At 40.4% G+C, this 22,748-nt stretch carries 21 protein-coding genes; 16 read left to right on the forward strand and 5 right to left on the reverse strand.

Annotation, left to right across the window (positions count from 1 at the left end):
• Nucleotides 1-54: 54 nt before the first annotated feature.
• Nucleotides 55-1,092: an LLM class flavin-dependent oxidoreductase gene (locus INQ00_RS02110; protein WP_197547162.1), complete on the reverse strand. Its 1,038-nt coding sequence runs from the start codon at nucleotides 1,090-1,092 to the stop codon at nucleotides 55-57.
• A gap of 138 nt (nucleotides 1,093-1,230) precedes the next feature.
• On the opposite strand from INQ00_RS02110, the gene INQ00_RS02115 reads away from it, so the two are divergent.
• From INQ00_RS02115 to lptD, 6 genes are read left to right on the forward strand one after another with little or no spacing between them, the layout of a single operon-like run.
• Nucleotides 1,231-3,147 (forward strand): ABC transporter ATP-binding protein, encoded by a 1,917-nt coding sequence (locus INQ00_RS02115; protein ID WP_197547163.1) that lies wholly within the window; start codon nucleotides 1,231-1,233, stop codon nucleotides 3,145-3,147.
• A gap of 9 nt (nucleotides 3,148-3,156) precedes the next feature.
• Complete coding sequence (locus INQ00_RS02120) at nucleotides 3,157-3,699, forward strand: DNA topoisomerase family protein (protein WP_197547164.1); 543 nt, start codon at nucleotides 3,157-3,159, stop codon at nucleotides 3,697-3,699.
• On the forward strand, nucleotides 3,696-4,247 hold the full coding sequence (gene tsaC, locus INQ00_RS02125) for an L-threonylcarbamoyladenylate synthase type 1 TsaC (protein ID WP_197547165.1): 552 nt from the start codon (nucleotides 3,696-3,698) through the stop codon (nucleotides 4,245-4,247). The genes INQ00_RS02120 and tsaC overlap by 4 nt, the downstream gene beginning before the upstream one ends.
• A 3-nt stretch (nucleotides 4,248-4,250) precedes the next feature.
• Nucleotides 4,251-5,069, forward strand: a complete 819-nt coding sequence (gene aroE, locus INQ00_RS02130; protein ID WP_197547166.1) for a shikimate dehydrogenase — start codon at nucleotides 4,251-4,253, stop codon at nucleotides 5,067-5,069.
• Complete coding sequence (locus INQ00_RS02135) at nucleotides 5,066-5,623, forward strand: DNA-3-methyladenine glycosylase I (RefSeq protein WP_197547167.1); 558 nt, start codon at nucleotides 5,066-5,068, stop codon at nucleotides 5,621-5,623. The genes aroE and INQ00_RS02135 overlap by 4 nt, the downstream gene beginning before the upstream one ends.
• A gap of 46 nt (nucleotides 5,624-5,669) precedes the next feature.
• Nucleotides 5,670-8,012, forward strand: a complete 2,343-nt coding sequence (lptD, locus tag INQ00_RS02140; protein WP_197547168.1) for an LPS assembly protein LptD — start codon at nucleotides 5,670-5,672, stop codon at nucleotides 8,010-8,012.
• A gap of 84 nt (nucleotides 8,013-8,096) precedes the next feature.
• Here the strand turns inward: lptD and xerC are convergent, their stop codons facing one another.
• Both xerC and INQ00_RS02150 read right to left on the reverse strand, forming a co-directional pair.
• A complete protein-coding gene (gene xerC / locus INQ00_RS02145; RefSeq protein WP_049366628.1) occupies nucleotides 8,097-8,984 on the reverse strand; it encodes a tyrosine recombinase XerC in 888 nt (295 codons plus the stop codon).
• A complete protein-coding gene (locus tag INQ00_RS02150) occupies nucleotides 8,984-9,418 on the reverse strand; it encodes a GNAT family N-acetyltransferase (RefSeq protein WP_197547169.1) in 435 nt (144 codons plus the stop codon). Before INQ00_RS02150 ends, xerC begins: the two co-directional genes overlap by 1 nt.
• 200 nt (nucleotides 9,419-9,618) lie before the next feature.
• Here INQ00_RS02150 and tpiA point away from each other — a divergent pair, with 200 nt between their 5' ends.
• On the forward strand, nucleotides 9,619-10,410 hold the full coding sequence (tpiA, locus tag INQ00_RS02155; protein WP_197547170.1) for a triose-phosphate isomerase: 792 nt from the start codon (nucleotides 9,619-9,621) through the stop codon (nucleotides 10,408-10,410).
• A gap of 71 nt (nucleotides 10,411-10,481) precedes the next feature.
• Here the strand turns inward: tpiA and INQ00_RS02160 are convergent, their stop codons facing one another.
• Nucleotides 10,482-11,111 carry a response regulator gene (locus INQ00_RS02160; RefSeq protein ID WP_005694852.1) on the reverse strand — a complete coding sequence of 210 codons (630 nt, stop codon included), beginning with the start codon at nucleotides 11,109-11,111 and terminating at the stop codon, nucleotides 10,482-10,484.
• Between the two features lie 178 nt (nucleotides 11,112-11,289).
• Nucleotides 11,290-13,794 (reverse strand): class I adenylate cyclase, encoded by a 2,505-nt coding sequence (locus INQ00_RS02165; RefSeq protein WP_197547171.1) that lies wholly within the window; start codon nucleotides 13,792-13,794, stop codon nucleotides 11,290-11,292.
• 136 nt (nucleotides 13,795-13,930) lie between these two features.
• Here INQ00_RS02165 and hemC point away from each other — a divergent pair, with 136 nt between their 5' ends.
• The 9 genes from hemC (at nucleotide 13,931) to INQ00_RS02210 (ending at nucleotide 22,690) form a co-directional block, all read left to right on the forward strand.
• Nucleotides 13,931-14,863 carry a hydroxymethylbilane synthase gene (gene hemC, locus INQ00_RS02170; protein ID WP_197547172.1) on the forward strand — a complete coding sequence of 311 codons (933 nt, stop codon included), beginning with the start codon at nucleotides 13,931-13,933 and terminating at the stop codon, nucleotides 14,861-14,863.
• Between the two features lie 9 nt (nucleotides 14,864-14,872).
• The gene (locus INQ00_RS02175) at nucleotides 14,873-15,634 is read left to right on the forward strand and encodes a uroporphyrinogen-III synthase (protein WP_197547173.1); all 762 of its coding nucleotides are present in this window, start codon (nucleotides 14,873-14,875) and stop codon (nucleotides 15,632-15,634) included.
• Nucleotides 15,635-15,643: 9 nt separating this feature from the next.
• Nucleotides 15,644-16,942, forward strand: coding sequence for a uroporphyrinogen-III C-methyltransferase (locus tag INQ00_RS02180; protein ID WP_197547174.1), 1,299 nt, complete (start codon nucleotides 15,644-15,646; stop codon nucleotides 16,940-16,942).
• 9 nt (nucleotides 16,943-16,951) lie between these two features.
• Nucleotides 16,952-18,238, forward strand: coding sequence for a heme biosynthesis protein HemY (locus tag INQ00_RS02185; RefSeq protein ID WP_197547175.1), 1,287 nt, complete (start codon nucleotides 16,952-16,954; stop codon nucleotides 18,236-18,238).
• 174 nt (nucleotides 18,239-18,412) lie between these two features.
• Entirely contained in the window at nucleotides 18,413-19,072 is a 660-nt protein-coding gene (locus tag INQ00_RS02190) for an amino acid ABC transporter permease (protein ID WP_197547176.1), read from the forward strand.
• The gene (locus INQ00_RS02195; RefSeq protein ID WP_065244426.1) at nucleotides 19,062-19,730 is read left to right on the forward strand and encodes an amino acid ABC transporter permease; all 669 of its coding nucleotides are present in this window, start codon (nucleotides 19,062-19,064) and stop codon (nucleotides 19,728-19,730) included. Before INQ00_RS02190 ends, INQ00_RS02195 begins: the two co-directional genes overlap by 11 nt.
• Before the next feature lie 18 nt (nucleotides 19,731-19,748).
• Nucleotides 19,749-20,513 carry an amino acid ABC transporter ATP-binding protein gene (locus INQ00_RS02200; protein WP_197547177.1) on the forward strand — a complete coding sequence of 255 codons (765 nt, stop codon included), beginning with the start codon at nucleotides 19,749-19,751 and terminating at the stop codon, nucleotides 20,511-20,513.
• Nucleotides 20,497-21,354: a cysteine ABC transporter substrate-binding protein gene (locus INQ00_RS02205; protein ID WP_197547178.1), complete on the forward strand. Its 858-nt coding sequence runs from the start codon at nucleotides 20,497-20,499 to the stop codon at nucleotides 21,352-21,354. The genes INQ00_RS02200 and INQ00_RS02205 overlap by 17 nt, the downstream gene beginning before the upstream one ends.
• Before the next feature lie 223 nt (nucleotides 21,355-21,577).
• Nucleotides 21,578-22,690 carry an ABC transporter substrate-binding protein gene (locus INQ00_RS02210; protein ID WP_197547179.1) on the forward strand — a complete coding sequence of 371 codons (1,113 nt, stop codon included), beginning with the start codon at nucleotides 21,578-21,580 and terminating at the stop codon, nucleotides 22,688-22,690.
• Nucleotides 22,691-22,748 lie beyond the last annotated feature (58 nt).

Raw genomic sequence — 22,748 nt, forward strand, 5'->3', positions numbered from 1 at the left:
ATTTTTTTGATTTAAAGTGCGGTGAAATTTACCGCACTTTTTATTTTTGTCTCGCTATTGCTTATCCACAATCGCTTTCAACATCGTGTAAGATTGGGCTTGTTTTTGTTCATCAAAAATATAGCTCACCGCCATAATTTCATCAAAATGTACCCGTTCACGCAGTTGCTTGAGTTGAAATTCCACACTTTCAGGACTACCAATAAGCGAACAAGCGGTCATTTGTTCCACTACCGCACGCTCTTGGTTGTAAATCGGGATCTCCTCGAAATCGACTGGACCAAAGTGCGGTTTCTTTTGGGCATGCATTTGGGCTTTCCAAACATCTTCCTCTGATGCCAAAGGCGGTTGTAAATTTTGTTGTGCGTTAGTGACCACATTTAAGAAAAATAGTGTTTGTGTTGTCACCAGTTGTTTTGCTTCTTTATCGGTTTCAGCAACGATCGCGTTCACACCTAAGATGACATAAGGCTCAGCAAGATAGGTAGAAGGTTTGAAGTTTTTGCGATAAATCTCCACCGCCATTTCCATCATGCGTGGCGCAAAGTGTGAAGCGAAGGCATAAGGCAAGCCAAGCTCTGCCGCAAGATAGGCACTTTCGGTGCTGGATCCCAAAATATAAAATGGTATATTCAAGCCAGCGGAAGGGTAAGCTGAAACAGGGTTGCTATCTTTAAAATAACCACGAAGTTCCGCAATTTCCGCAGGAAAATCTAGACTATTTCGCCCACGACGAAGTGCCGCAGCCGTTTTCATATCAGTTCCTGGCGCACGCCCTAAACCGAGTTCAACACGGTTTGGATAAAGCGTCTCCAGTGTGCCATATTGCTCGGCTACCACATAAGGCGAATGATTCGGTAACATCACGCCACCTGAGCCAACGCGCAGGGTCTTCGTATTAGCTAGTGTATGTTGGATTAAAAGTGCGGTCGCTGAACTCACCAAATTTTTCATATTATGATGCTCAGCAATCCAATAGCGTTCAATGCCGATGTTTTCAGCATGTTTTGCAAGATTGACCATAGACTCAACGGCTTGCAAATAAGTTTGCCCTTCCCGAACGGGGGCGAGATTAAGAATAGAGAGCTTCATTTTATTTCCTCATAATTGATTTGTGAGCGTTATTATACTTGGTTTTTCTGGCAGAAATATCGATAAAATTGGAATAGACTGTTCCGAGAAAAGGAAAAATATTGCAAAATAAGCACAAATTCAGATGTATTCGAAAAAATGATTGTATTTAATAATATTTCCCTAAAGCGCGGGCAAACCGAATTGCTCGAGAATGCCACGGCGACCATCAATCCGAAACAAAAAGTCGGCTTGGTGGGGAAGAATGGTTGTGGTAAGTCTTCTCTTTTTGCCCTATTAAAAAAAGAATTAACGCCAGAGGGCGGCGAGGTCACTTATCCATCCAACTGGCGGGTATCTTGGGTGAATCAAGAAACGCCAGCATTGGATATTCCCGCTATTGATTATGTGATTCAAGGGGATCGCGAATATTGCCGTTTGCAGCAGGAATTAAACGAAGCCAATGAGCGTAATGATGGTCATGCGATCGCACGTATTCACGGGCAATTAGAAACCTTGGACGCTTGGACAATTCAATCTCGCGCGGCTTCCTTATTACATGGTTTAGGCTTTAGCCAAGACGAAATCACTCAACCGGTGAAATCCTTCTCTGGTGGTTGGCGGATGCGCTTGAATTTGGCACAAGCGTTGCTTTGTCCATCGGATCTATTATTACTAGATGAGCCAACCAACCATTTGGATTTGGATGCGGTTATTTGGTTAGAACGTTGGTTAGTGCAATATCAAGGTACTTTGGTATTAATTTCCCACGACCGAGATTTTCTCGATCCGATTGTGACAAAAATCCTCCATATCGAAAATCAGAAGCTCAACGAATACACGGGGGATTATTCTTCCTTTGAAGTGCAACGGGCAACCAAATTGGCACAACAAACGACGATGTATCGTCAGCAACAACAAAAGATCTCTCATTTACAAAAGTATATCGACCGCTTTAAAGCCAAAGCGACCAAAGCCAAACAAGCACAAAGCCGCATGAAAGCCTTAGAGCGTATGGAACTGATTGCACCGGCTTATGTGGATAATCCTTTTACCTTTGAATTCCGTCCACCGCTATCTTTGCCAAATCCTTTGGTGATGATTGAACAGGCGAGTGCAGGTTATGGCAGCGGTGAAAGTGCGGTAGAAATTTTAAGTAAAATTAAGCTGAATTTAGTACCGGGTTCGCGCATCGGTTTGCTCGGGAAAAACGGTGCCGGGAAATCAACGTTGATTAAATTGTTAGCGGGTGAGCTCACCGCTCTTTCCGGTACTGTGCAATTAGCTAAAGGTGTACAACTCGGTTATTTTGCTCAGCATCAGCTCGATACCCTACGTGCAGATGAATCTGCTCTCTGGCATATGCAGAAACTCGCACCGGAGCAAACGGAGCAACAGGTACGGGATTATCTTGGGAGTTTTGCGTTCCATGGTGACAAAGTTAATCAAGCGGTGAAAGCCTTTTCCGGTGGGGAAAAAGCCCGCTTGGTGCTTGCACTGATTGTTTGGCAACGTCCAAACCTATTACTGCTCGACGAACCAACTAACCATTTGGATTTGGATATGCGCCAGGCATTGACCGAAGCGCTAGTAGATTACGAAGGCTCTTTGGTGGTGGTTTCTCACGATCGCCACTTACTACGTAATACCGTGGAGGAATTCTATTTGGTCCACGATAAAAAAGTGGAAGAATTCAAAGGCGATTTAGAGGATTATCAAAAGTGGCTGAGTGAACAAAACAGTGCACCAGAAAATAAATCCTCAGAGAAAAATGACGACAATGAAAATTCCATGCAAAATCGCAAGGAACAAAAACGTCGTGAGGCCGAACTTCGCCAACAAACTGCGCCTCTTCGTAAACAAATCTCCCAACTGGAGGAAAAAATGAATAAGCATGCCTCCAAACTTGCGGAGATTGAAAACCAATTGGCAGATTCCGAACTATACAGTGCAGAAAATAAAGAAAAATTGACCGCACTTTTGGCACAGCAAGTAGAGGCGAAGAAAGCCTTAGAAGAAGTCGAAATGGATTGGTTAGCGGCCCAGGAAGAATTGGAAGCAATGCTACAAGCATAGGGACAGCGTATGAGTCAAAGTCTTTTCCAACACACAAAACACGAAGAATATTGCCCACAATGCGGCGCACCTTTGCAAATGAAACAGGGTAAAAAAGGACTGTTTTTAGGTTGTACCGCATATCCCGCCTGTGATTATTTGCGCCCCTTGCATAAGGTGGAACATAAGGTTTTGAAAGAGCTTGATGAGGCCTGCCCGCAATGTGGCAATCCACTCCAACTCAAACAAGGTGCCTTTGGCATGTTCATCGGTTGTAGTCATTATCCCGATTGTGATTTTGTGGTGCATGAGCAACAGGATGAAGAACAATCTATAGACTGCCCGGAATGCCATAAAGGACATTTGGTTGCCCGTCGCGGACGACAAGGGAAAATCTTTTATGGTTGCGATAACTTTCCCCATTGCAAATTTTCCTTGCCAGCAAAACCCTATGCTATTCCTTGTCCACAATGCCATTTTCCACTAGCACTATTAAAAAGTGAAAATGACGAACACCAAGTGTGGCAATGTGCAAATAAAAGCTGCCGACATATTTTTGAGAAAGAAAAATGAATGTACAACAAATTGCCACCTGTTTAATGCAAGACGAAGTAGTTGCCTATCCTACTGAGGCGGTATTCGGTTTGGGCTGTAATCCGCTAAGTGAAAGTGCGGTCAGAAAATTACTTAATTTAAAACAACGTCCAATTGAAAAAGGCATTATTTTAGTCGCACCGAGCTTGCATTTTTTACAACCCTTTGTGGATTTTTTCCATTTATCTGACGAACAACTTGCGCGCTTACAGGCACAATATGAGCATCCTATCACCTGGGTGGTGCCGGCTAAGGCAGAGGTTCCACATTTCCTGACGGGGCAATTTAATAGCATTGCGGTGCGTTTATGTACTCATCCTGCCGTCAAAACCTTGTGCGAAAAAACAGGCTTCGCCCTCACCTCGACCAGCGCGAACTTAACCGGTCAATCACCTTGCCGCAGCGCAGATGCCGTGCGTTCCCAATTTGGGGCAGATTTTCCCGTGCTTGATGAAGTGGTTGGTCAAGCACAAAATCCATCGGAAATTCGTGATTTGCTCACAAACCAACTTTTCAGACAAGGATAAGATATGCACCACTATGCCGTTTGGGGCAATCCAATTGCTCAAAGTAAATCGCCGTTAATTCACCGCTTATTTGCCACACAAACTCAGCAAACGATGGAGTATGTTGCCAAATTAGGTGATCTTGAGGATTTTGAGCAGCAATTAAAAGCCTTTTTTGCTGAAGGAGCGCAAGGTTGTAATATCACTGCGCCATTTAAAGAACGCGCCTATGCGCTTGCTGAAGAACATAGCGAACGGGCAAAACTGGCAGAAGCCTGTAATACACTTAAAAAACTATCTAACGGTAAACTCTATGCGGACAATACCGATGGTATTGGTTTAGTAACGGATTTACAACGCTTAGGTTGGATTCAGCCACAACAACGCATTTTAATTTTAGGTGCCGGCGGGGCAACTAAAGGGGTATTACTGCCTTTATTAGAAGCACAACAGCAGATTGTATTGGCTAACCGCACGTTAGAAAAAGCGCAACAACTGGCAGATAAGTTCAAGCCCTACGGCACAATTGAAGCTGTAGCAATGGATGCAATTCCCGCGCAAACCTACGATTTAGTGATCAATGCAACTTCGGCCGGATTAAGCGGGCATACCGCTGCCGTTGATGGCTCTATCTTATCATTGGTCCGCGCTTGTTATGACATGCAATATGCCAAAGGCAGCGACACGCCTTTTATTGCCTACTGTAAATCCTTAGGTCTGAATAATGTCAGCGATGGCTTTGGTATGTTGGTGGCGCAAGCTGCCCATTCATTCCATTTGTGGCGCGGGGTAATGCCTGATTTTGTTGCTATCTATGAACAGCTTAAAAAGGATAGGGTATGAGTACAAATACGAGATGCCCTTGGGTGGGAAAACTTCCTATTTACATAGACTATCACGATAAGGAATGGGGTAAGCCACAATTTGACAGCCAAAAACTGTTTGAGAAAATCTGCTTAGAAGGGCAACAGGCAGGGCTTTCCTGGATTACTGTATTGAAAAAACGTGAAGCCTATCGGGCTGCGTTCCATCAATTTGATCCTGCCAAAATCGCGCAAATGACCGAACAAGATATTGATCGTTGTATGGAAAATACTGGACTTATTCGCCATCGGGCAAAACTGGAAGCCATCGTAAAAAATGCCCAAGCCTATTTAGTCATGGAAAAGTGCGGTGAAAATTTCAGTGATTTTGTGTGGTCGTTCGTGAATCATCAACCAATTATCAATGATGTACCGGATATTTCTGTGGTACCTGCCAGAACTGAAACCTCAAAAGCAATGTCAAAAGCGTTGAAAAAGCGTGGTTTTGTCTTTGTTGGCGAAACGACATGCTATGCCTTTATGCAATCGGTGGGATTAGTCAACGACCATACAAATAACTGTTGTTATAAATGATGTTCCAGTATAATCCCCCTAATTTCATCTGAATAAGAGCTGAATTATGAATAAAAAATATACCTTAATTTCAATCTCAATTCTGACCGCACTTTATAGCCAACAAAGTTTGGCAGATCTGCATGCTCAATGTTTACTTGGTGTGCCTCATTTTACTGGTGAGGTTGTGAAAGGTGATGTCAATAATTTGCCGGTTTATATTGAAGCAGATAAAGCAGAGATTAATCAGCCAACTCAGGCGATTTATCAAGGCAATGTGGATTTGAAACAAGGAAACCGCCATCTGGTCGGGAATTCAGTTGAAGTTAAACAAACTGGTGAAGGTAAACAAGTTCAACGTTGGGCTTATTTACGTGGTGGATTTGATTATAAAGACAACCAAATCAATCTATTAGGTAATGATGCGAGCTTTAATTTAGATAGCAAAAACGGTAACGTAACCGATGCAGACTACCAACTTGTAGGACGTCAAGGCCGCGGTAAAGCACAAGAAATTGAGTTAGGTGATGATTACCGCTTAATGAAAAACGCGACATTTACCTCTTGTTTACCCGATGATAATGCTTGGGCAGTAGATGCCTCTGAGATTCGTCAGCACATCAAAGAAGAATATGCCGAATTTTGGCATGCGCGTTTTAAAGTATTAGGTGTGCCGGTATTCTATACCCCTTATCTGCAATTACCGATTGGTGATCGTCGTCGTTCAGGTTTATTAATGCCAACAGTTGGTCACTCTAGTCGAGATGGTTATTGGTATAAACAACCGATTTATTGGAATATTGCACCAAATTACGATGTGACGATTGCACCAAAATATATGTCACGCCGTGGCTGGCAATTAAATAGTGAGTTCCGTTATTTAACACCGGTTGGTGAAGGTAAACTTGCTGGCGAATATTTAGGACGTGATCGCTACGATGAATACATTAGCGATAGTCGTAAACGTCACTTATTCTATTGGAATCACAGTTCTTCTTTTCTTGAAAACTGGCGTTTAAACATTGATTACACCAAAGTTAGTGACAAACAATATTTCACCGATTTTGATTCTGATTATGGTAGCAGTACTGATGGTTATGCGAATCAATATGCACGTATTGCTTACTATCAACCAAACTATAATTTGGCCATTTCAGCGCGCCAGTTCCAAATCTTTGACGAAGTGGATATCGGTCCTTACCGAGCCATGCCACAAATCGATTTCAATTATTATAGAAATGATTTAGCAAATGGTTGGTTAGATTTTAAATTATTCTCACAAGCTGCACGTTTTGATAATGACAGCGCATTAATGCCAACGGCTTGGCGTTTTCATACTGAGCCAAGTTTGACGACAGCAATGTCAAATAAATACGGAAACTTGAATATTGAAACCAAACTTTATGCGACGCATTACAATCAGAAGAAAGGCTCTTCTTCTGCTGCAGAAGAAATACAAAAATCAGTAAATCGCGTATTACCACAATTAAAAGTAGATTTACAAACAGTTTTAGCCTCTAACCAAACTTTATTTGATGGCTATACACAAACGCTTGAACCGCACGCACAATACTTATATCGACCATATAAGGATCAAAGCAATATTGGCTCTAAGTTAGTTAATGACTATCTTGGCTTTGGTTATGACTCTGCTTTAGTTCAACAAGATTATTATTCATTATTCCGTGATCGTCGTTATAGTGGTTTAGATCGTATTTCATCCGCTAATCAAATAACGCTTGGTGGTACAACGCGTCTTTATGATAAAAATGCCAATGAGCGTTTTAACTTCTCGGCAGGACAAATTTATTACTTAACTGCCTCAAGAATTGACGATAATCCAAATAATCGTACACCAAAATCCTCTTCTTCTTGGGCATTAGAATCCAATTGGAAAATTAGCGATAAATGGAATTGGCGTGGTAGCTACCAATATGATACGCTGTTAGATAAAGCCTCCTTAGCAAATAGTAGTTTGGAATTTAACCCGATGAAGAACAATCTGATTCAGTTAAATTATCGCTACGCAAGTAAAGAGTATATCAACCAAAACTTAGGTGCGTCTGCTAACCGTTACCAACAAGATATTAAACAGGTTGGTGTCGTAGCAGCATGGGAGGTCTCAGATAATTGGGCAGTTGTCGGAAAATACTATCAAGATATTGCATTGAAAAAACCAGTTGAGCAATATGTGGGGGTGCAATATAACTCGTGCTGTTGGTCTGTTGGCGTAGGGGCGAGACGTTATGTCTCCAGTCGACAAAATCAACGTGACGATCAAGTGATTTATGACAACAGTATTGGCGTCACCTTTGAATTACGCGGCTTGGGTGAAAATGACCATCAAAGCGGTATCGAAGATATGCTGAAGAAAGGTAAACTTCCTTATATTCAAGCGTTTAGCTTATAGTGAAATGAATAAAGGCTACCGAAAGGTAGCCTTTTTGTTTAGACGTGCGGTTAAAAAAGACGACGATTTTTGAGCGCACTTTGTTTATTTTTTTCGTTTTGCTCGAGGATGGGCTTGATCATACACTTCTGCAAGATGTTGGAAATTCAAATGCGTGTAAATTTGCGTGGTGGACAAATTGCTGTGCCCTAAAAGCTCTTGAACAGCCCGCAAATCCGAACTCGCTTCCAGCATGTGCGTTGCAAAAGAGTGGCGTAGTTTATGTGGGTTAAGATGGCTGTTTAATCCTTGACGAATGCCCCAGGTTTCCATTCGCTTTTGAATAGAGCGATGAGTGAGGCGATTTCCCTGTTGGCTCACAAAAAGGGCTTCATCTTTAGGATTAAATAAAGGGCGTACTTTCAACCATTGTTGAATTGCGTGAGAAGCATAGCGCCCAAAAGGCACAATACGTTCTTTGTTCCCTTTACCAATCACTCTCACTTCACGTACACGGGTGTTAATACTATTGAGGTTTAATCCTTGTAATTCAGATAAACGAAGCCCTGAGCTATACATCAATTCCATCATCGCACGATCACGCAAATCAATAGGATCTTTGCTGTCATTTGAAAGCAATTTTTGGACTTGTTCAGCATCAATATTTTTTGGTAAATGTTTGCCTTGTTTCGGCGCTGAAATACCCGTTGCCGGATTCACTTTCATTTGACCTTGCTGCACAAGATAGCTGAAGAACTGACGAAGAGCAGACAAACGTAATGCTAAGCTCTTTTCTTTTAAACCTTGCTTACGGCTTTCCGCCAAAATAAGACGAACCACACTAGGATTCACTTGCTGCCAGTGTTGAATACCTTTTTCAGCCAAAATCGCTAAAATCGCATCTAGCTGATGTTGATAATTAGTGAGAGTATGTGGGCTTACTTGGCGTTCAATTCGCAAGTAATCCCAATATTGATTGAGGAGTGTATGCATTAGAGAGTTAATTCAAACAAACTTTTTTTCGTGTTTAGTTTAAATCCTTCGCGTTCTAAAATACTCTGTTGGGCTTGGCTTAATTCTGCCACTAAACGATTAGATTGTGTATAACGGACAAACTCTTTCGCTTTAGAAATAAGGGCAGAATAAATCTCGGCCTGATGTTTATCTTCTTTCACAAAAATATCGGTTAATTGCCAATAGCGTTGTAGTTGTAAAGAGGATAAGCGAGGATAAAGTTGAACAAAACCAATCGCCTGTGAGTTTTCGTTTACAGCAACAAAAAACATGCTTTCATTAAAACGTATACGATTCGTTAAAAAGGTTAAAGTGCGGTCAGGATTTTCACTCATTCCGTTGGCAAGTCGATAGGCTTCAAAGAGTGGAGCAAGCACTTCTATATTCCATTGTTCGGCTTTGAAAATTTTCATTGTTACCAGACCTATTTTCCGTTTATTTATAAAATTATTTATTTTTTTATCGGTTCCGTACAGTAGATTGTAGCTTTTTAGCACAAAATAATCATCATTTCCCCAAAAAAATTTTCAAAATGTGATTTTGCACAAAGAAATCTGCCCAAAGTTTGGTATAGTAAACACACTTTTTATTTATTCAATATGGAGAAACAAAAATGGCACGTCGTCCTTTAGTGATGGGTAACTGGAAATTAAACGGTTCCAAAGAGTTCACCAAAGAATTAATCGAAGGATTAAAAGCAGAATTACATGATGTAACAGGTTGTGATGTGGCAATTGCCCCACCAGTGATGTATTTAGGTACGGCTGAAGCAGCACTTTCTGGTTGTGGTTGCAGCTGCGGCGGTAAAAGTGTGATTCAGTTAGGTGCACAAAACGTAGATATCAATGTGAAAGGTGCATTTACTGGTGATATTTCTAGCGAAATGTTAAAAGATTTTGGTGCAAAATACATCATTATCGGTCACTCTGAGCGTCGTACTTACCACAAAGAAAGCGACGAATTCGTCGCGAAAAAATTTGGCGCATTAAAAGAAGCAGGTTTAGTGCCTGTATTATGTATCGGTGAAACTGAAGCTGAAAACGAAGCAGGTAAAACTGAAGAAGTATGTGCGCGTCAAATTGATGCAGTCATCAATGCATTAGGTGTAGAAGCATTTAATGGTGCAGTGATTGCTTATGAACCAATTTGGGCGATCGGCACGGGCAAATCAGCAACTCCAGCACAAGCACAAGCTGTTCATGCATTTATCCGTGGCCACATCGCAGCAAAATCACAAGCTGTAGCAGATCAAGTGATCATTCAATACGGTGGTTCAGTAAATGACGCCAATGCAGCGGAATTATTCACTCAACCAGATATCGATGGTGCATTAGTGGGTGGTGCTTCACTTAAAGCGCCTGCATTTGCAGTAATCGTGAAAGCAGCGGAAGCAGCGAAAAACTAATTTTTCTTGTTCTAAAAGAAATAAAAAGTGCGGTCAATTTTGACCGCACTTTTTTACGTTTTGAAACTTACCTATCGACCATTTCGTTCAAAGAACAAAACGGTTGCGGCAACGCGTGAGTGAACATTAAGTTTACGAAGTAAATTGCGAATATGTACTTTAACTGTTTCTTCAGAAATGAAAAGCTGGCCTGCAATTTGTTTGTTGGATAAACCTGTTGCAATTAAACGTAATACATCCATTTCACGATCGGTGAGTGAATCCATTGGATCAACAGTATGTTTGCGTTCTAAAAGAAGATTTTTAATCGAATCACTTAAAATCACTTCACCTTGCGCAATACGTTTAATTTGCTCAAGTAGCACATCTGGCTCAGTATCTTTCAATAAATAGCCATCTGCACCAGCATCGATGAGAGTGAAAATATCATTTTTCGCATCTGATACGGTTAAGATCAAAATTCGCGCATCAACACCTTCTGCACGTAAGCCTTTAAGGGTATCTAAACCTGAAAGACCTTTCATATTGAGATCTAAAATGATTAAATCGGGCGATTCTTGAATCGCAATAGAAATGCCTTCTGTACCGCTTCCTACATCAGCGACAACTTCAAAATTCTCTTCTAATTCAACTAATTGTTTGATACCACGACGCATTAATGGATGGTCGTCGATAATTAATACTTTTAACTTTTCTTGCATAATATTCTCCAAGAGATAAGCGGACACTATTCTATTGCCTAAAGGCAAAACATCCACTGCCTTAGATTACTTCTCAATAGATTTTCGACCGAGGGATTCTATCGGGATTTTACCTATCTTCCAATGCATATTTGCAGACAAACTTGATTTATCTCAAACAATGCTTGTTTTGATGTCGCTATTCGCAAGTCCTTTTGCTTTTAAATTTGAACGGCATAATACGCATGCCGCTTTCAGTTGAGTGCAATTGATAAAATTGCGGGTAATTAAAATTCCGTTGCACCATTTTATACGGATTTTCACAATCATTTGAGCCAAGCGATTGATAAATACGATTTATTTCGCGTACTTTATCATCTTTCGAACCTTCACATTGACGATAAATTTCGAGACGGTTCTTCTCATCTAACAAATAGACGTTAAAGCTATTATCGGCATTATCTTCAAAGAAGAATTGTAAAAAACCTTCACTGGCAAACACATCAATTTCAGGTGGATACCGACGTGCTTCTGGGATAATCTCTTTCTCTTCCAACTGAGTTGGTAAAACGTCTTCAAAATTGTCCGCACTTTCTTTTCCGCCTTCAATAGGTTGCAAGCTGATCCCTTTTTCTTCAAAGAAGAATTGCCAGTTTTTCCCCGCTACACGCAAACGAGAATGTGTTGTTGGACGGCTATCCCCTAATTGAATACTGATACAACGGTTTACGAGTACACTCACCAAGTTCCGCAATGTACGGTTGTAATGTTTACTGTAACAGAAAACCTGCACAGAACGAGGCTGATTCACCCCTTGATCAATTTTATTAGAAAGCACTTTTAAGGCAAGCAAAATCGCATTTTGTCCTTCAAAATGTAAGGTTCGAATTTCATTCCACACATTACGGTAAGTGAAATCAATGCTTCCTACCAAACTCTGTTCTAACTGACCAAAACTGAATAAATCACTTGGCGAAATATTTGATTTAAGCTCTTCGACTTGTGCGGTTGGATCATTCACCAAATTCACCGCAATAAATAAATCGCGGATTTCGCACTGTGAAGAAAGTGCCTCATTTGTCGGAACTTGGCTATTTGTATGCGGGAAAAACAACCGCAAATCGGCCACAAAATTACGTAAAGTCAGTTGGTCGATATTTTGGCTGATTAAATGCAAATGGGTTTCAGCCGTCAACAAGCGATTAAAATAAGCCCACGCAACCACTTTATTTAAACTTTCGCCGTATTCAATCACGCGTTCTTTCGAGAACATAATATGGTGTGGCGGCTGATTCACCATATACCAACCATCTTTAAAGCGCTTATTGCCGTGAACTTCGATGAACGTGAGGTGTTCTTCTGTTAAGTTATAGGAAATTTGTGAGTTTAGTAACGTTATTTTACCCGGCAATTCTTCAAAGGCAGTATAAAGTTTGCGAGAAAGCACCGTGATATCTTGTGGAATTACGCTAGAGTTAATTTTATGTTTACGCGCAAAATCCACCAGATTTCGATAACTCATCATCAAGAAATTCACCAAATTATTGTGACTTTCTTTCACCCGTTTGATTTTCCAATTTGGGCGCTGATCTAATTCTTCAATACGTTCTTTTGACCACCCCCATTCTTGGGCCATCATTTTCATATAAGAAATACGCCAGTTTGAAGCGTGATATAACGCAAAGTCTTCCGTGGCTTTCACGTAAAAACAAGAACGTACAAAATCAAGACGCTTAAATTCTGAATGTGCGGTCAAATATTGGCTAATTCTCTCTAAAATTGCAATATAAGGATCGAAATGATGTATAGCCGTGCTGTGACCAGAAAGCAAATCCTCTTTAAATTGGCGAGCAATTAGCTGGGCATTTGGATATTCTTGGGCATAGGTTTCCAACAACAAGATTTTCATCACCGATTTATAAGGAGAATCAATACCTTTATAAAGTTGCCATAAGCTCGCACCAAAATATTCACTAGCTGAGAATTGCCCTAATCCACCAAAATCAACCCAATCATTTAAATTAAGCTCACCAGCCGCGACTAAACGAGCAACTTCGGCCTCATATTGTTTTTCATCTTCCACCCACAAGTGGAGCCACAATAATGGCTTGCCAGCAAGACGTACAGCGGAACGATAAAATTCTTCCAATAACAGCATATATTGGGCAGAACCACTGTTTTCTTTAGTTAGTGGATCGGAATAACGTTCGTTACGGAAACGTTGTTGTGTCATCAAATAGAAATGCATTTCCACATGATATGTGGATGCCCATTGGCTAATTTTCTTCGTTTTTTCCGCTAAGCGCTGCTGTTCTTGTTCAGATAAATCATCTTGATGGCAGATCCAAATATCCAAATCCGAAGCTGAAGTTTGGCTAATGGAGCCAAAACTGCCCATCACATAAATACCTAAGATCTGCGCAAAAACAGCATCAGAATTGACCGCACTTTGCACGGCTTCGACAAGTTCAGGATGTTCTTTTGAGAGAAAATTTTGCTGATAATTGGAAAGCGTAAAATCGGCAATGCCTGCCGGGGCATCTTCCACATAACCCGGCAGAGCAGGATGATTAAGATGCAACAACAGCGGCACTAAAGAGACGATGTGTCGGAATGCATCACCTGAGCCCAATAATGCACGATCAAAACGACGTTTATCTAGAGTTTCGATACATTTTCGGGCTTGAGTGAGATCGTATTTCAAGGCTTCCTACCTATGACCATATAACTGGCATTACTGTACCACTTAGCTCATCAGAAATCAAAAATTTAAATGATCTGACTTTTTGCCCTAAAAATGGTAGCATAGGGCATATTTCTATTTAAAATCAGCGGTATTTATGGCAGTACTTAAAACCTTAAAAATTGCGACCCGTCAAAGCCCTTTAGCACTTTGGCAGGCAAATTTTGTGAAAGATCAATTAGAAAAATTTCACCCGACACTTTCTGTTGAATTAGTTCCGATGGTGACAAAAGGTGATGTAATCTTAGATTCCCCTCTGGCTAAAATTGGTGGAAAAGGCTTATTTGTTAAAGAGTTAGAAAACGCTTTACTTGAAAAACGTGCTGATATTGCCGTCCATTCAATGAAAGATGTGCCGATGGAATTTCCAGAAGGTCTGGGCTTAAGTGTGATCTGTAAACGTGAAGATCCGCGCGATGCTTTCGTGTCTAATACATACCGTTCATTAGATGAATTACCGCAAGGCGCTATTGTCGGAACATCAAGCTTACGTCGTCAATGCCAATTAAAACAATTACGCCCTGATCTTGATATCCGTTCCTTGCGTGGCAATGTAGGAACCCGATTAAGTAAATTAGACAATGGCGAATACGATGCCATTATTTTAGCCTCAGCTGGCTTAATTCGTTTAGGGCTAGCGGAACGTATTGCCTCGTTTATTGAAGTGGAACAATCGTTACCGGCTGCCGGACAAGGCGCGGTAGGCATTGAGTGCCGTGTTGATGATGAAGAAGTAAAAGCATTACTTGCGCCACTTTCAGATGCCACCACGACGACTTGTATTTTGGCTGAGCGTGCAATGAATACTCGCTTACAAGGCGGCTGCCAAGTACCAATCGGTGGCTATGCTATTGAGCAAAATGGCGAAATTTTCTTGCGTGCACTCGTCGGAGAAACTGATGGCTCTACAATTATTCGTGCAGAAGGTAAAGGTGCGGTTGAAAATGCCGAAGCATTAGGTGTGACCATTGCTGAACAACTTCTAGCCCAAGGCGCAGATAAGATTCTGGCGAAGATTTACTCAGCATAGGAAATCACCATGGCCGTACTAGTCACTCGCCCCGATGAACGAGGAAAAACCCTAGTTGACCAGCTGAATCAAGCCGGTGTGGTTGCCTTGCATTTGCCTTTGCTTTCTATTGAAGCGGGTGCTGAGTTGGCTCAATTACCGACGAAACTTAATCAGCTAAAAAGTGGTGATTATGTGTTTTTGGTTTCAAAAAGTGCGGTTGATTTTGCGGATAAAACCCTGAAAGATATTGGCTTTAGCTGGCGTCAAGATTTACAATACTTTACAGTTGGACATAGAACGGCACAGCATTTTTCCTGTCAAACTGAATGTACTGTTCGTTATCCAATCACGTCGGAAAATACGGAAGGCGTGCTAAATTTACCGCAAATGGCAGAATTAACAGATAAAAACTTGTTAATTTTACGTGGCAACGGTGGACGAGAATTACTACGTGAACAGGCCACACTACGCGGTGCAACTGTTGAGACAGTCGAATGTTACCAACGCACGCCGATTAGTTATAATAACGAAGAGCAAACCAGTATTTGTATTCGTTCTGGTGTGCAAACCCTTGTGGTCACGAGCCTTGAAATTTTGCAGGCGTTAATCGAATTTGTGCCTGAAAATGAACAAAATTGGCTAAAAAATTGCTGTTTAGTCACGGTAAGTCAACGCATTGCGGATGTCGCAGTACAACAAGGTTGGCATAATGTGGTGGTTTCCGCTGGTGCGGACAATCAAAGTTTACTTAATACCTTACTTAATGAAGTAACTCCCCTTTCTCACTAAGGAAAAGATATGGCGAAAGAGAAATTAACCCCTGAAACGACAGATGAAATCCAAGAAACAGATGCAGTGGAAATTCAAACTGAAGATCGCGAGCCTGTTGCGCCACGTACACAAACCGTTGTGAAGAAAAGTGGTACTGGATTAAGTTTATTGGCTATTCTCATTGCACTTGGCGTGGGTGGTGCAGGTTATTATTTTGGCCAACAAAAAGTGGATGAATTCCAACAAAAATTGACCGCACTTGAAGCTCAAATCAATAATAAAACAGTGGTTTCAGCACCTGCTCAAGAAGTAAAATTTGATACTACACAACTTGCTCAATTAGAGTCTGCGAATAAAGCAACGCAAAACAAAATTGCGCAAGTAGAAGAGCTAATCAATGCAAAATCACATGAGTTAGTTGGCTTACAATCACAAATCAATAAAGTGAGCGCACAAGCTAATGCTCAACAGCCTACTGATTGGTTATTCTCAGAAGCAGATTTCTTGCTCAACAATGCATTGCGTAAATTAGTGTTAGATAATGACGTGGATACAGCGGTTTCACTCTTAAAACTCGCTGATGAGACTCTTGCTAAAGTGAATAACTCACAATCCGCGGCTATCCGTAGCGCAATCAATCAAGATCTGAAACAACTTCTCTCCGTAGCTGGCGTGGATCAAAATGCGGTCATGCAAAAATTATCGCAATTAGCTAATACGGTTGATGAGTTACCTGTGTTAGATGTGAATTTCGGTGATGATCAAAATGCAACAAAATTATCAGATTCCCTGTCTGACTGGGCAGAAAATGCAGAAAAAAGTGCGACCTCATTCTTGAATCACTTTATCCGTATTTCACCGAAACATGGTGCGGATCGCAAAGAATTATTAGCGCCAAACCAAGATATCTACTTGCGTGAAAACATTCGTTTACGCTTACAATTAGCGATTATGGCAGTGCCTCGTCAGCAAAATGAGCTTTATAAACAATCTTTAGAAGCCGTTGCATCTTGGATTCGTAGCTATTTTGATACCAATGCTGAAGTGACTCAAAGTTTCTTAAAATCAGTGGATGAATTATCTGAAGTATCCATCTATGTAGATGTACCAAGCCAATTACAAAGCTTAAGTATGCTTGATAAGTACTTAAATCGTACACCTTTAGATGTGCAGAAAGTGGAAATTGAAGCAGAAAAAGCGCTTGATAATTCACCAAGAAAAGAAGAAGTAAAACCAACACCTGAAGCGAAAGCGGAAGAGCCAAAAGCTGAAGAAAAACCCGCTGAAGCACCAGCTGCACAACCGGCAACTGAACCCCAACAATAAGGATAGATAATGTTTAGAGTTCTTTTTTTAATGATCGCCTTACTTGCCGGATTGATTGCAGGGCCTTATCTCTCCGGTCAGCAAGGTTATGTCAGAGTTGAAACGGCAAACACCATATATGAAATGTCACTCACCACATTAGTGATTCTCTTTGTGGTCACACTTGCAGTGATTTATTCGTTAGAGTGGTTGGTTACCCGTTTCTTCCGTTTAAGTAGCAATACCTATAACTGGTTTTCTCTCCGTAAACGTGTGAAAGCACAACGTCAAACCCTTGAAGGCTTGATGAAAATGAATGAGGGCGATTATGCCAAGGCAGAAAAACTGATTGGTAAAAATGCGAAACATTCTGCTGAGCCAGTATTAAATCTGATTAAAGCCGCTGAAGCTGCTCAGCAACGCGGTGATGAATTCAGTGCAAACCGTTATTTAATTGAAGCGACTGAGCTTGCAGGTTCAGATAACCTAGTCGTCGAAATTGCTCGTACCCGTATTTTATTACAACAAAATAAATTACCGGCTGCGCGCAGTTCCGTCGATAGTTTGCTTGAAATGTCAGATCGCAACAAAGAAGTCTTAAAACTTGCTGCTGAAATTTATAGCCGCTCCAAAGCTTATCAAGCTCTTGATGGCATCTTAGATTTAATCGAAGGTTCTGGCTTATTCTCAGCTGAAGAATTTAAAGCGCTTCAACAAGAAACAGAAAATGGCTTGTTAGATGAGAAAATGAATGAAGAAGGCGTTGAAGGTCTGCTTGCATGGTGGGAAGCTCAACCACGCCGTCGTCGCAATGACTTAGAGTTAAAAACGGCTTTAATTCAGCGTTTAATTGATTGTAACGATCATGAGTCAGCTTATGAATTCACGCTTGAAATCATGAAGAAATTGGGTGATAACACCCCAATTAGCCCTGAGCTTTGCACGCAAATCACTCGTTTACAAGCAGAAGATAACAGCAAACTGCTCAAACTAGTGGAAAAACGTGCAAAACGTGCCGATGAAAGCCAACGTTGTTGTCTCAATCGTGCATTAGGCTATCTTTATGTGCGTAATAATGACTTCGCTAAAGCAGCAGAAGCATTTAAAGAAGTTACTGCTTGCCCAACTCAACTTCAACCAAATGATGTCATGATGGCGTCTTATGTGTTCGAACAAGCTGGCGACAAAGAAGCAGCGGAAAGAATTCGTCAGGACAGTTTAAAATCAGCCATGTCTATTCAAGACAAACCGGCTGAAATACAAGATGAACCAAAAACAGACGAAGAACCAATCGCACTTATTGCGAAACGTGATTAAAATAAACAAAGACGGGGCTGAATAAAGCCCCGTTTTTTTCATTCCTAATCACCACTTATTTTATTTAAAACCAACTTCTTATTACATTTCATTATAAGTAATGAATTTCCATTCTTTTCTCACCGATTCAAAATTTTTTACTATATCGCCACGCAAACGATTAAATCATGAAAAATGAATTGGGATTATATTTTAAGTGTCACCCCACGTTTTATTCATGCCACGCTGATGACCCTTCATCTCGCCTTTTGGGGCATTTTATTGTCGCTAGTGATTGGTGTGATTTGTGCGGTGATTACCACCTACAAAGTCAAATCATTAACTTGGCTAGTAAAAGGCTATATCGAGCTTTCTCGTAATACGCCTTTATTGATTCAAGTGTTTTTTCTCTATTTTGGGCTGTCTAAAATTGGCCTGAAATTAGATGGGTTTACTTGCGGCATTATCGGCCTGGCATTTTTAGGTGGAAGCTATATGGCAGAAGCCTTTCGTGGTGGTCTGGAAGCGGTATCAAAAGGGCAAATTGAATCAGCCTTAAGTATTGGTCTAACCCCTTTTCAAACTTTTCGCTATGTGATTTTTCCACAAGCCTTTGCGATTGCCACACCTGCAATTGGCGCAAATTGCTTGTTCTTAATGAAAGAAACCTCGGTGATCAGCGCTGTCGCTGTCGCTGAACTGATGTTTGTAGCGAAAGAAGTCATCGGGCTCGATTACAAAACCAATGAAGCCTTATTTTTATTAGTGGTGTTTTATTTGATCATTCTATTACCGATGTCTCTGTTCATCAGTTATTTAGAACGCCGTACTCGGAGAGCAAAATATGGGGCTTGAGTTATTATTCCAAGGCAGCAACATTGAACGCTTGCTCAACGGTTTATGGGTGACGGCTGAAATTGCGTTCATTTCTGTCTTCTTCGCCTGTATTTTAGGTGTGATTTTTGGCGTAATCATGACAAGCAGAAATCCCATTATCAAAGCCATTTGCCGCTTTTATTTAGAATTTGTACGCATCATTCCATTATTAGCCTTACTTTTTCTCGCGTATTTCGGTTTGGCAAAATGGTTTGATATTCACTTAGATGGCATTTCTGTATGTATTTTGGTGTTTATTTTCTGGGGAACGGCAGAAATGGGGGATTTAGTGCGTGGTGCATTAACTTCCATTGAAAAACATCAAGTGGAATCAGCCTACGCTTTAGGTTTAACGCCGTTTCAAACCTTTGTGTATATTTTACTTCCACAAAGTTTAAAACGTGTGACACCAAGTGCTATTAACCTCTTTACCCGCATGGTAAAAACCAGTTCCTTGGCAATGTTAATCGGGGTAGTAGAAGTGATAAAAGTCGGTCAACAAATTATCGAGCATTCATTATTTAGTAATCAATCAGCGGCGCTTTGGATTTACGGTGTCATTTTCGGTTTATATTTTGTGATTTGTTACCCGCTATCCTTATTTTCCCGTTATTTAGAAACCCGTTGGGAAAGTTAATTTTAATTAGGAAAACACATGGCGTTATTAGAAATTAAAAACCTCGTCAAAAATTACGGTGATGTAGAAGCACTAAAAGGTATCAATCTTTCTATAGAAAAAGGCGAAGTTGTCGTTATTTTAGGTCCATCGGGTTGTGGTAAAAGTACTTTTTTACGCTGCCTAAATGGACTGGAGGAAATAAAGCGCGGTCAGATTTTGCTGCAAAATGCAGGCGAATTAGGTAAAGACATTCCTTGGGTTAAAGCGCGTCAACGCATTGGGATGGTATTCCAAAGTTATGAACTCTTTGCTCATTTATCAGTGATTGACAATATTTTAATCGGCCCTTTAAAAGTACAAAAACGCGATCGTGCAGAAGCTGAAAAACAAGCCGATGAGTTACTTAAACGTGTAGGCCTATATGATCGAAAAAATGCCTATCCACGTGAATTATCCGGTGGACAAAAACAGCGAATTGCCATTGTACGTTCACTTTGCATGAACCCTGAAATTATTCTGTTTGATGAAGTCACTGCTGCCCTTGACCCAGAAATGGTACGTGAAGTACTTGATGTAATTTTAGGTCTTGCCAAAGATGGCATGACGATGCTTATCGTTACCCATGAAATGAACTTTGCCCGTCAAGTGGCTAATCGCATCGTGTTTATGGATAAAGGGCAAATCATTGAACAGGCAAAACCAGAAGATTTCTTCACGAATCCAACCACGGATCGTGCGAAAACATTCTTAAATATCTTAAATTATGAACCGAGAGGGACAAACTATGAAGAAAACATTTAAAACATTGACCGCACTTTTCGCTACTGCCACCTTAGCATTTGGCTTAACCGCGTGTAATGACAAAGAACCAGCTAAAGACGAGGCAAAAACAGTTTCAAGCCTTGAGCAAATACAAAAAGATGGCAAAGTACGCATTGGTGTATTTAGCGATAAACCACCATTTGGTTATGTGGATGCACAAGGCAAAAGCCAAGGCTTTGATGTTGAAATTGGTAAAGCGATCGGTAAAGATTTATTAGGTGATGAAAACAAAGTGGAATTTGTTTTAGTGGATGCCGCAAACCGTGCAGAATACTTACTTTCTAAGAAAGTTGATATTATTCTTGCCAACTTCACTGTAACACCAGCACGTAAAGAAGTGGTGGATTTTGCTAATCCATATATGAAAGTGGCACTCGGTGTCGTTTCGAAAGATGGCTCAGTGATTACGGATCTTGAACAATTAAAAGGCAAAACTTTAATTGTAGATAAAGGCACTACTGCTGATATTTTCTTCACCAAAAACTATCCAGATGTGAAGTTATTGAAATTCGAACAAAATACAGAAACCTTTGAAGCCTTACGTGATGGCCGTGGTGATGCATTATCTAATGACAATACCTTCTTATTCGCTTGGGCAAAACAAAATCCAGGTTATACCGTGGGCGTAAAAAACTTTGGTGATCAAGATGTTATTGCACCAGCTGTTCGCAAAGATGCACCTGAATTGTTAAATTGGTTAAATAACGAAATCCAAACTCTAGGCAAAGATGGGCGTTTAAAACAAGCTTACGAAAAAACCTTATTGCCAGTTTATGGTGATACCGTCAGCGAAAGCGATATCGTGGTTGAGTATAAATAATTCTCCCACATTCACTTCTCCTTTAGTCCAACTCAAGGAGAAGTGAAAACTTACTAAGTTTTGACCGCACTTCCAATTTTAAATGCGAAATATGTTTTTTCTAGATATATGCCTATTTTACCCTTCAACAGCATTTCTTGTATTATCACTTTATAACATCTAAATTTGATAATAATTCTTATTTATGGCAATATTCTGATGTTTTATTCAGACAGGAGTTTATATGCAAAAAAAATCAACAATTCGTTTAATTTTGGCCGTTCTATTACTGACTTTTGGTATCACTACTCAAGCAGAAATAAAAACAATCAAAGATGTATTAGGACGAGAAGTTAACGTTGATGTGCCCGTAAAAAATGCCGTGTTAGGCTTTTACTATCCTGATTACATTGCTGTTACGGGTGTTGAAAATTTTAAATATGTTAAAGGTATCTCACGTGAATTTTGGGAAAAATTTAATCCAGGAAGTTGGGCATTGTTTTCTGAAAAAATACCTGAACTCAAAAATATTGCTGATATTGGTAATGTAAATACAGGAACTTTCTCAACCGAAAAAACCTTGGCATTAAAACCTGATGTATTGATTCTTGCAGAATGGCAATATCAAACTATTGGTTCCGAACTACCAAAGTTAGAACAAGCTGGCGTTCCAATTATTGTTGTCGATTTTAATGCTCAAAGTGTAGAACGACACACCCAAAGCGCAAAGATTTTTGGGCAACTTGCAGGTACCGAAGAACGAGCAAATAAAATTGCAGATGAATATGCTCAAGGCATTACTGATATTCAAAAACGTGTAAAAGAGGCTAACCTACCTAAACCTAAAATCTATGTAGAATTTGGCAATAAAGGTCCTAGTGAATATAGCTTTACCTTTGGTAAAAATATGTGGGGTGCTATTGCTGAAACTGTTGGCGGGGATAACGTAAGCGCGCCTTTTGTCGAAAATTGGGGACCAATTAATCCAGAACAACTTCTTGCCGCACAACCTGAAGTGATTATGATTTCTGGCACAGAAATGGGGCATGAAACTAACGATGAAATGATGGCGATGGGAATAAACATCAATGAACAGGATGCACAAAAACGCCTAAAAGGTTTCTTAACCCGTGCAGGGTGGCAAGATTTACCTGCAGTTAAAAACCACCGTGTTTACGGTATTTATCATACGGCTTCTCGCTCACTAAGTGATCTGGCAGCTGCTCAATTTATGGCAAAAGCACTTTACCCAAAACTTTTTGAAGACATAGACCCACAAAAAACCTTTATGGATTTCCATAAAAACTATTTGCCTATCATACCTAGTGGTACGTTTTTTATTAAATTGAAAGATTAAACAATTCATAAGGTGAGCGATGCTCACCTTTTTTATATTCTCACTGCCTTTCATAAGT

The sequence above is a fragment of the Haemophilus parainfluenzae genome, assembly GCF_014931275.1.
Taxonomy (GTDB): Bacteria; Pseudomonadota; Gammaproteobacteria; order Enterobacterales; family Pasteurellaceae; genus Haemophilus_D.

Excerpts from the sequence above, each read along its gene's own strand:
- INQ00_RS02195 (WP_065244426.1), top strand. The coding sequence starts at position 19,062 with ATGGGGCTTGAGTTATTATTCCAAGGCAGCAACATTGAACGCTTGCTC.
- aroE (WP_197547166.1), top strand. The coding sequence starts at position 4,251 with ATGCACCACTATGCCGTTTGGGGCAATCCAATTGCTCAAAGTAAATCG.
- INQ00_RS02185 (WP_197547175.1), top strand. The coding sequence starts at position 16,952 with ATGTTTAGAGTTCTTTTTTTAATGATCGCCTTACTTGCCGGATTGATT.
- tsaC (WP_197547165.1), top strand. The coding sequence starts at position 3,696 with ATGAATGTACAACAAATTGCCACCTGTTTAATGCAAGACGAAGTAGTT.
- xerC (WP_049366628.1), bottom strand. The coding sequence starts at position 8,984 with ATGCATACACTCCTCAATCAATATTGGGATTACTTGCGAATTGAACGC.
- INQ00_RS02135 (WP_197547167.1), top strand. The coding sequence starts at position 5,066 with ATGAGTACAAATACGAGATGCCCTTGGGTGGGAAAACTTCCTATTTAC.
- INQ00_RS02180 (WP_197547174.1), top strand. The coding sequence starts at position 15,644 with ATGGCGAAAGAGAAATTAACCCCTGAAACGACAGATGAAATCCAAGAA.
- INQ00_RS02175 (WP_197547173.1), top strand. The coding sequence starts at position 14,873 with ATGGCCGTACTAGTCACTCGCCCCGATGAACGAGGAAAAACCCTAGTT.
- hemC (WP_197547172.1), top strand. The coding sequence starts at position 13,931 with ATGGCAGTACTTAAAACCTTAAAAATTGCGACCCGTCAAAGCCCTTTA.
- INQ00_RS02120 (WP_197547164.1), top strand. The coding sequence starts at position 3,157 with ATGAGTCAAAGTCTTTTCCAACACACAAAACACGAAGAATATTGCCCA.
- INQ00_RS02210 (WP_197547179.1), top strand. The coding sequence starts at position 21,578 with ATGCAAAAAAAATCAACAATTCGTTTAATTTTGGCCGTTCTATTACTG.
- INQ00_RS02110 (WP_197547162.1), bottom strand. The coding sequence starts at position 1,092 with ATGAAGCTCTCTATTCTTAATCTCGCCCCCGTTCGGGAAGGGCAAACT.
- tpiA (WP_197547170.1), top strand. The coding sequence starts at position 9,619 with ATGGCACGTCGTCCTTTAGTGATGGGTAACTGGAAATTAAACGGTTCC.
- INQ00_RS02115 (WP_197547163.1), top strand. The coding sequence starts at position 1,231 with ATGATTGTATTTAATAATATTTCCCTAAAGCGCGGGCAAACCGAATTG.
- INQ00_RS02200 (WP_197547177.1), top strand. The coding sequence starts at position 19,749 with ATGGCGTTATTAGAAATTAAAAACCTCGTCAAAAATTACGGTGATGTA.
- INQ00_RS02150 (WP_197547169.1), bottom strand. The coding sequence starts at position 9,418 with ATGAAAATTTTCAAAGCCGAACAATGGAATATAGAAGTGCTTGCTCCA.
- INQ00_RS02190 (WP_197547176.1), top strand. The coding sequence starts at position 18,413 with ATGAATTGGGATTATATTTTAAGTGTCACCCCACGTTTTATTCATGCC.
- INQ00_RS02205 (WP_197547178.1), top strand. The coding sequence starts at position 20,497 with ATGAAGAAAACATTTAAAACATTGACCGCACTTTTCGCTACTGCCACC.
- lptD (WP_197547168.1), top strand. The coding sequence starts at position 5,670 with ATGAATAAAAAATATACCTTAATTTCAATCTCAATTCTGACCGCACTT.
- INQ00_RS02160 (WP_005694852.1), bottom strand. The coding sequence starts at position 11,111 with ATGCAAGAAAAGTTAAAAGTATTAATTATCGACGACCATCCATTAATG.